Consider the following 8,098-nt stretch of genomic DNA (forward strand, 5'->3'; position numbering starts at 1 on the left):
GGGTTGTTAATATGCTCTATCTGGAATTTTTATTCCTCTTGCTGATGCTTTATATCGGCTCTCGCTACGGCGGTATCGGGCTGGGTGTCGTGTCCGGTATCGGTCTGGTGATTGAGGTCTTTGTCTTCAAGATGCCGCCAACATCACCACCTGTTACCGTAATGCTGATCATTCTTGCAGTTGTGACCTGTGCTTCGATTCTGGAAGCAGCCGGGGGCCTCAAATACATGTTGCAGGTCGCAGAAAAGGTACTGCGTAAGAACCCAAAACGAGTCACGTTGATCGCCCCGTTTGTGACTTATTTTATGACCTTCCTGCTCGGCACGGGTCACGCTGTCTATTCCATCATGCCAATCATCGGCGACGTTGCGTTGAAAAACGGTATTCGCCCTGAGCGGCCAATGGCCGCCTCTTCAGTTGCTTCGCAAATCGCCATTACTGCATCACCTATCTCAGCGGCGGTGGTGTACTATCTGGCACAACTGTCCAATATTCAGCACGACATTACCCTGCTGTCGATTTTGCTGGTCACTGTCCCGGCAACGCTGTTCGGCACGTTACTGATGTCACTGTACAGCTTAAAGCGTGGTAAAGAGCTGGATGACGACCCCGAATATCAGGCCCGCCTTCAGGACCCGGAATGGCGTGAGCGCATCCTCAATACCACTGCCACGTCACTGGACGAAACGCTGCCAACCTCGGCGCGTAATTCGGTCCTGCTGTTCATGCTATCGATTCTGACCATTGTGGTGATCGCCATGGTTCCGGAAATCCGCACCATTACTGACGGCTCCAAGCCGATCAGTATGGCCGTGGTGATTCAGATGATGATGCTGTGTTTCGGCGGTGTGATTCTGCTGGCAACCAAAACCGATCCGCGCAACGTGCCCAACGGTGTGGTATTCAAATCCGGTATGGTGGCCGCCATCGCGATTTTCGGTATTGCCTGGATGTCTGACACTTACTTTCAGTACGCCATGCCACAATTCAAATCAGGCATTGTCGAGATGGTGACGAACTACCCGTGGACGTTCGCACTGGCGCTGTTCATTGTGTCGGTGGTGGTTAACTCGCAAGCCGCCACTGCCCGGATGATGTTGCCGGTTGGCCTCGGGCTCGGACTGGATCCAGCGCTGCTGATCGGTATTATGCCCGCCGTCTACGGCTACTTCTTCATTCCGAACTACCCATCCGATATTGCGACGGTCAACTTTGATACCTCCGGCACCACCAAAATCGGTAAGTGGTATTTCAACCACTCTTTTATGTCGGTCGGTCTGATCGGTGTCGTGGGTGCCTGCTGCCTGGGTTACGTTCTGGGTCAGATGGTGATTGGCTAAACCACACCAAATCCTGTCCAAAAGCGGCCTTGGGCCGCTTTTGTTTTCAGCGCCTCAAGATTCCCAACGCCGGTATCGCCACAGCAACACGGGCATCACGCCAAGTGCCGCCGCAGCCCAAAGCATGACGGAAAAATCCAGCTGCCCATGTCGATCTGTGGCGATCAACGCGCTGCCAAGTGCCCCACCAACTCCGACGGCAAAATGTTGCAACGCGTTCTGAATTCCGATGATGTGATTTCTCACAGCGATCGGTAATGTTGCGATCATCTCAGTGGCGAGGATTAAACTTCGCGCAGAACTGGCGATAATGAAGAACACAAAAGCCCCCGCCGCCAACCACACATCCTGTGTATTGAAGCCACAGACCATTGCACCCAGCATGACAGCGGTCAGTATAAATATCCATTGCCCTGACAGCCCTGACGTTAACTTCAGGCGGGCGTAAGTTTGCATGACGATAAACGAGCCCAGTCCTCCAAATGTATAGCAGCCACTGAGCAGCCCGGCCCCGATGGTCAGGTTGAGGTGCAGCATCACCGGAAACTGAGTCGATACCACAAACGTCCCCAGCACTGCCGAGCTGATCATGGCAACAGCAAACCACAATACTCTGCGCTCAGCGACTGCTTCGGAAAAACGCGGATTTTGCCCGCCGCTGTCAGGCTCAGATCCCGGGGCGATTCTGCGGCAAATCAAGAAAAATACCAGCCACACCGCAAGCAGTGACAACGCAAGGATGGCAAACGACCACTGCCAGTGATCTCCGGCCAACAGGAGCAGTAACGGCACGCCCAGTGTCAGAGCAAGCGGAAAAGCACTCAGTAACAGTGCGGTGTGCTTTCTGCGATGTTCATCATCGACCTGCAACACCATCAGGTTAAGGTTGACTACGGCCAGGCCACCGCCACACACCCCGGCCACTACTCTGGCAATGAGCATCCACTCGAAAGATGCCACCCACACACTCGCGCCTGTTACCAGCGCCAAGCCAAGCAGCAGTGTCAGGCAACGTCGCCGCTCCGTATTAATGTTGTCTGCGCCTTTAAACAGCAGACACGTCACACCCGCAGCCAGCGCATAAGCCATGGTCAGATAACCGGCAAGCGCGCCAGACACCGCCAGTTGCGTCGTGATCACGGCACTAAATGGCACAATCACCAGCGCGTCCAGCGCTAACAGAAAATGCACCAAAAACGCGATGAACAATGGTGACGTATTTTGCGGAGTGGAAAGTGTAGAACTGTGCAACATAGCAATGCCCCTTGAAAGCAAAACCCCAGTTTACAATTGAAGATTATTAGATAAAGGGCGTAAAATTGGTTTGATAATTTCACATAATGGGATAATAAATGTGTTGGATGATATTGACCCAATCTGGCTGAAAAGCTTCCAGTGTGTTTACGAGCAGCACAGTTTTAAACAGGCTGCCGAACACCTCTCCATTCCCACTTCTAACGTCAGTCGTCATGTTGCTCTGTTGGAAGACAAACTCGGCACCAAGTTACTGGAACGCACCACCCGTCGGGTAACGCCCACCCGCGCCGGGGAACAGCTCTACAGTTCGACCAAGCATCTGTTGAGCGCCTTGCATGATGCCCTGCACGAAGTGAGTAACCACACCCGTCATATCACCGGACAACTCAAAGTACTGATGCCTGACATTCCTCCACTGGCTCAGGCTGCCGTGGATTTTTGCTGCTCGTATCCTGACGTTCAGTTCCTGTGCGACACCAGTTTGCACCCAAGAGAAGATTTTCTTGACGGATTTGATCTGATCCTGACTTACAATCGCGGCACACTGGCGGACAGTGGTTGGGTCGCTGTTGAGCTGTGTCGTTGGTCCAGTGTTGTGGTCGCATCACCGGAGCTTATTGACCGCTACGGAACGCCACGCTGTCTCAGTGATCTCCAGCACATGCCGTGCATCACCAGCTTGTCTGCGCTTAACGGTGCGCCTTGGGTATTCCAGGGCGACAAACAACCTGTCACCTTCCATCCAAAATCTACTTTCCGGGTCAACAGTGGTCACATCGCTAAAGCAGCGGCGATACGCGGGCTGGGGTTGGCCATCATGCCGCAAGCCATGTGTGAGACAGAACTGGTCACTGGCCAGCTGCAAGCCGTCAGCTTAGAGTATCCTGCCAACGACCTTGTGCTGTACGCTTTCTATGCCGGGCGCAAGTTCTTGGCACCGAAAATATCGGCCTTTTTGCAGTCTGTCTGTTCAGAGCTGGCCAGCAGCCAGCATCACCAATAAAAAAACGAGCCCGATTGGGCTCGTTTAAAAGTGGATAGATTTGCCGTTACGCTTGTTTGCGAATCAGGTAGTCAAAGGCTCCCAAGCTGGCTTTGGCCCCCTCACCCATCGCAATGATGATTTGTTTGTACGGTACCGTCGTCGCGTCACCCGCGGCAAACACACCGTCTATGCTGGTTTCACCCCGACTGCCTACTTCGATTTCACCGCGGGCAGACAACTCAACCTGCGAGTCTTTCAACCATTCCGTGTTGGGTACCAGACCAATCTGGACAAAGATACCTGACAGATCCAGTTGTTTGAGCTCATCACTGTTGCGGTCTTTGTACTGCAGGCCCGTCACACGAGAGCCATCACCGATCACTTCTGTGGTTTGCGCCATGGTAATGATGTCAACGTTTGGTAACGAGTTAGCTTTGTCGATCAGTACCTGGTCGGCACGCAGTACATCGGCAAACTCCAATACAGTCACGTGTTCAACGATACCCGCCAGATCGATGGCAGCTTCAATGCCTGAGTTACCCCCACCGATCACGGCGGTTTTCTTGCCTTTGAACAACGGACCGTCACAGTGTGGGCAGTATGCAACCCCTTTATTACGGTATTCCTGCTCACCCGGTACGTTCATTTCACGCCAACGAGCACCCGGGCTCAAGATGACACTTTGACTTTTCAGTGTGGCGCCGCTTTGCAGATTGACATGGACTTTGCCGTCATTGGTAAATTCCGCACCCATCAATTTGTCTGCTTGTTGCTCTGTAATGATGTCCACCCCATATTCTTTAAGGTGCTCCGCCATATTGGCTGCCAGCTTTGGACCTTCGGTACGTTGCACAGAGATGAAGTTCTCAATCGCCATGGTATCCATTACCTGACCGCCTAAACGCTGGGCGACAATACCAGTACGAATGCCTTTACGTGCTGCGTAAATTGCCGCCGCTGCGCCCGCAGGTCCTCCGCCAACAACCAACACATCATACGGTTCTTTTTCATTCAAGCTGGCCACCGCTTTTTCAGCCGCACCATCATCTAACTGGTTCAGAATCTCGTTCAATGTCATACGGCCCTGACCAAACAGTTCACCGTTAATGAACACACTCGGCACCGCCATGATGTCTCGCGCTTTCACTTCGTCCTGGAACAACGCACCATCGATCATGGTCGCGCGGATATCCGGGTTGATGGCCGCCATCATATTAAATGCCTGGACCACATCCGGACAGTTCTGACATGAGAGCGAGATAAACACCTCAACATCGAGCTTTTTATCCAGTTTGGCGATTTGTTCAATGACCGCCGGTTCAAGTTTGATCGGATGACCGCCAGAGTGCAGCAGCGCCAGCACCAGCGAGGTGAACTCATGCCCCATAGGCACACCGGCAAAACGCAACTGCGTGCCCGATTTCGGGTTGGTCACGGCCATGACCGGCTTACGTTCGCTGGCTGCGTCGTCGCGTTCAACGCTGATCAATTCACTCAGCTCGGCAATTTCTTTAGCCAAAGCGAGGATGTCTTGTGAGCCTTTGCTTTCATCTAGGCTGACCACTAAACGGACGTCTTCTTTTAAATTTGTCAGATACTGTGATAACTGCTGCTTGATCGCTTGGTCTAGCATACGGGAATACCTTTTTGTTATTGCTTCTTAAGAGTGGTCAATCTGGATAAAAGGGAGAGCGAACCGGGCATTTAGGTCGTCAGGTAAAACACCCGGTCCACTCTTTAATTTAAAACGTAATCAAACGTTTATAGATTAGGCGTGGTTAGATTTTGCCAACCAGGTCCAGAGAAGGCGCCAGCGTTTCTTCGCCTTCTTTCCATTTAGCCGGGCATACTTCGCCTGGGTGAGCCGCAACGTATTGAGCCGCTTTCACTTTACGCATCAGATCTTCTGCGTCACGGCCGATGCCTTCGGCGGTGATTTCCATCGCCTGAATCACACCTTCTGGGTCAACCAGGAAAGTCGCACGGTCTGCCAGACCCTGACCTTCACGCATCACACCAAAGTTGTTGGTGATGGTGCCAGTCTGGTCACCCAGCATGAAGTAGTTGATTTTGCCGATAGTGTCTGAGCTGTCGTGCCATGCTTTATGCGTGAAGTGAGTGTCAGTCGACACTGAGTACACTTCTACGCCGCGCTTTTGTAGCTCTTCGTAGTGGTCAGCCAGGTCGCCCAGCTCAGTCGGACAAACGAATGTAAAGTCCGCTGGGTAGAAGAAAAATACCGCCCATTTGCCCAAAACATCTTGTTCTGTAATGTCAACGAAATCGCCAGATTTGTATGCTGTTGCGCTAAATGGTTTGATCTTAGTATTAATCATAATCTTTGCTTTCCTTTAAGTTATTGGCTTTGCCATGTCTTGCTTTCGGAAACTATATTCCCATGCTCCCCTACTTAAAGAAAATTGCTTGTAACTATCTATTCGATAGGCAAAATCTATAAACAAAAAAACGGCGACCTTCGGGTCGCCGTTTTCGTATTCGTGCCGCACACGCCCTATAAAGCGCGCACCAGTTCGGCAATACCTGCCCAGTCTCCCTTGTCCATCAGGTCGGTCGGCACCATCCAGGTTCCGCCACAAGCCACCACTGAATTCAGAGCCAGGTAGTTGGCTACATTATTCGGGTTTACGCCACCGGTAGGCATAAAGTTCACCGGATAAACAGCCGTCAGTGCTTTGAGCATCGAGACACCGCCTGATGGCTCAGCCGGGAAGAATTTCAGCGTACGCAGGCCGAGCTCCATTGCCTGCTCAACCAAACTTGGGTTGTTGACCCCCGGGATGATCGCAATGCCACGTTGCTGGCAATATTTCACCGTGGTCGGATTCAGCCCCGGGCTGACAATAAAATCTGCGCCGGCGTCAATAGCCTGATCCACTTGCGCGGTCGTCAGTACCGTCCCTGCCCCGATCAGCAGCTCCGGATACGCCTGACGCATCTGGCGAATTGACTCTGCGGCCGCGTCCGTGCGGAAGGTCACTTCTGCACACGGCAGGCCATTTTCTACCAGTACTTTCGCCAGCGGCACAGCTTGGGCGACGTCATTGATCGCGATTACAGGGACGATTTTGATTTCTCTCAATCGTTGTTCAATGGTTGTCATAAAGAACCTCTAAAGAATAAAGCTTAATGTGGCAACGATAATAAATGCGATGCCACCAAGTAAAGTTTCCATCACTGTCCACGTCTTCAGTGTGGTTTTTTCATCCATTTCCAGCAGGCGTGACACCAGCCAGAAACCTGAGTCGTTAAAGTGTGACAGGACGGTTGCGCCACCAGCAATGGCGATCACGATAAAGCACAGATCCAGTTCACTCAAGCCTGCTGTGGCGGCGACCGTTGGCGCAATCAGGGCCGCCGTGGTGGTCAGCGCCACCGTTGCAGAGCCCTGCGCCACACGCAAACAGGTTGAGATCACAAACGCTGCCACAATCACAGGCATCCCCGTATCAGCCAGCACGCCCGCCAATGCATCACCAATACCGCTCGCACGTAAAACGCCACCGAACATCCCACCTGCACCTGTCACCAGAATCACGGCACAGATCGGCGCCAGAGAGTCACCACACAATTTTTCCAACTTCGCCATACCGTAATCTTTAGCAAACACCAGCATACAGGCAAGCAGTGTGATCAATAGCGCGATTGGCGTTTTACCCAGCATACGCAGCAGCTCGACCGCCGGAGACTGACCGTCAATGACCCCCGCAACGGAGAGCGTATTCAACCCCGTGTCGAGACAAATCAGCAACACTGGCAGGATCAGGATGGTCATGACGGTGGCAAACTTAGGCAATTTGGCTTCATCGATAATGGCATAGGTGTTGAAAAACGCTTTCGACAGCGGAATATCGAACTTATTCCCTGAATAGAGACCAAACAGGTAGGCACCCAGATACCAAGTCGGGATCGCAACCAGAATACCGATGAACAACAGCAGACCGATGTTAGCGCCGAGCAGATCCGCCGCGGCAACCGGGCCTGGATGAGGCGGCACAAAGGCGTGCATCACAGCAAAAGCACCAGCCGATGGCAACGCATACTTCAGCGGAGAGCCTCCGAAACGCTTCGCGACACTGAAGATGATCGGCATCATCACAACCAATCCCGCATCAAAGAAGATGGGGAAGCCAAACAACAATGACGCTATCCCAAGCGCTAGCGGCGCACGCTTTTCTCCGAAGCGGCCAATCAAAGTGTCGGCCAGTACTTTTGCACCGCCCGTCACTTCTAAAATCTTACCGATCATGGCTCCCAGGCCGACCAGCAATGCCACCGAGGCCAGTGTGCCGCCAAAACCGCTCAGCATGGTCGGCACCACTTTGTCCGTGGTGACGCCAGTGGCGATGGCAGTACCTAAACTGACCAGAGTTAAAGAAGCGAAAGCGTGAACTTTCAGCTTAATGATTAAGACCAGCAGCGCTGCAATTGCTATCGCTGCCACGGTTAACAGATACGTAGGATCTGATGTTTGGGCGATGTGCTCCATGTGTTCACC

The 8,098-nt window shown here is 52.6% G+C and carries 7 protein-coding genes; 2 read left to right on the top strand and 5 right to left on the bottom strand.

Annotated features, from left to right (window positions below):
• Window positions 1-11 precede the first annotated feature (11 nt).
• A complete protein-coding gene (locus CAG65_RS16085; RefSeq protein ID WP_021706048.1) occupies window positions 12-1,340 on the top strand; it encodes an anaerobic C4-dicarboxylate transporter in 1,329 nt (442 codons plus the stop codon).
• A 54-nt stretch (window positions 1,341-1,394) separates the two neighbouring features.
• Here CAG65_RS16085 and CAG65_RS16090 read toward each other — a convergent pair whose 3' ends face one another.
• Window positions 1,395-2,594 carry an MFS transporter gene (locus CAG65_RS16090; RefSeq protein ID WP_161454280.1) on the bottom strand — a complete coding sequence of 400 codons (1,200 nt, stop codon included), beginning with the start codon at window positions 2,592-2,594 and terminating at the stop codon, window positions 1,395-1,397.
• Window positions 2,595-2,694: 100 nt separating this feature from the next.
• On the opposite strand from CAG65_RS16090, the gene CAG65_RS16095 reads away from it, so the two are divergent.
• Window positions 2,695-3,600: a LysR substrate-binding domain-containing protein gene (locus tag CAG65_RS16095; RefSeq protein ID WP_161454281.1), complete on the top strand. Its 906-nt coding sequence runs from the start codon at window positions 2,695-2,697 to the stop codon at window positions 3,598-3,600.
• 46 nt (window positions 3,601-3,646) lie between these two features.
• Here the strand turns inward: CAG65_RS16095 and ahpF are convergent, their stop codons facing one another.
• From ahpF to CAG65_RS16115, 4 genes are all read right to left on the bottom strand, one after another.
• A complete protein-coding gene (gene ahpF, locus CAG65_RS16100) occupies window positions 3,647-5,215 on the bottom strand; it encodes an alkyl hydroperoxide reductase subunit F (protein ID WP_161454282.1) in 1,569 nt (522 codons plus the stop codon).
• A 145-nt stretch (window positions 5,216-5,360) separates the two neighbouring features.
• On the bottom strand, window positions 5,361-5,918 hold the full coding sequence (gene ahpC / locus CAG65_RS16105; protein ID WP_021706044.1) for an alkyl hydroperoxide reductase subunit C: 558 nt from the start codon (window positions 5,916-5,918) through the stop codon (window positions 5,361-5,363).
• A 176-nt stretch (window positions 5,919-6,094) separates the two neighbouring features.
• Window positions 6,095-6,703 carry a bifunctional 4-hydroxy-2-oxoglutarate aldolase/2-dehydro-3-deoxy-phosphogluconate aldolase gene (locus CAG65_RS16110; RefSeq protein ID WP_161454283.1) on the bottom strand — a complete coding sequence of 203 codons (609 nt, stop codon included), beginning with the start codon at window positions 6,701-6,703 and terminating at the stop codon, window positions 6,095-6,097.
• A gap of 9 nt (window positions 6,704-6,712) precedes the next feature.
• Window positions 6,713-8,089: a GntP family permease gene (locus tag CAG65_RS16115; protein WP_161454284.1), complete on the bottom strand. Its 1,377-nt coding sequence runs from the start codon at window positions 8,087-8,089 to the stop codon at window positions 6,713-6,715.
• Window positions 8,090-8,098 lie beyond the last annotated feature (9 nt).

It is taken from the genome of Vibrio sp. V39_P1S14PM300, assembly GCF_009904765.1.
In the GTDB taxonomy this organism is placed as follows: domain Bacteria; phylum Pseudomonadota; class Gammaproteobacteria; order Enterobacterales; family Vibrionaceae; genus Vibrio; species Vibrio proteolyticus.

Coding starts and splice junctions, on each gene's coding strand:
- CAG65_RS16085 (WP_021706048.1), top strand. CDS start 12: ATGCTCTATCTGGAATTTTTATTCCTCTTGCTGATGCTTTATATCGGC.
- CAG65_RS16090 (WP_161454280.1), bottom strand. CDS start 2,594: ATGTTGCACAGTTCTACACTTTCCACTCCGCAAAATACGTCACCATTG.
- ahpF (WP_161454282.1), bottom strand. CDS start 5,215: ATGCTAGACCAAGCGATCAAGCAGCAGTTATCACAGTATCTGACAAAT.
- ahpC (WP_021706044.1), bottom strand. CDS start 5,918: ATGATTAATACTAAGATCAAACCATTTAGCGCAACAGCATACAAATCT.
- CAG65_RS16110 (WP_161454283.1), bottom strand. CDS start 6,703: ATGACAACCATTGAACAACGATTGAGAGAAATCAAAATCGTCCCTGTA.
- CAG65_RS16115 (WP_161454284.1), bottom strand. CDS start 8,089: ATGGAGCACATCGCCCAAACATCAGATCCTACGTATCTGTTAACCGTG.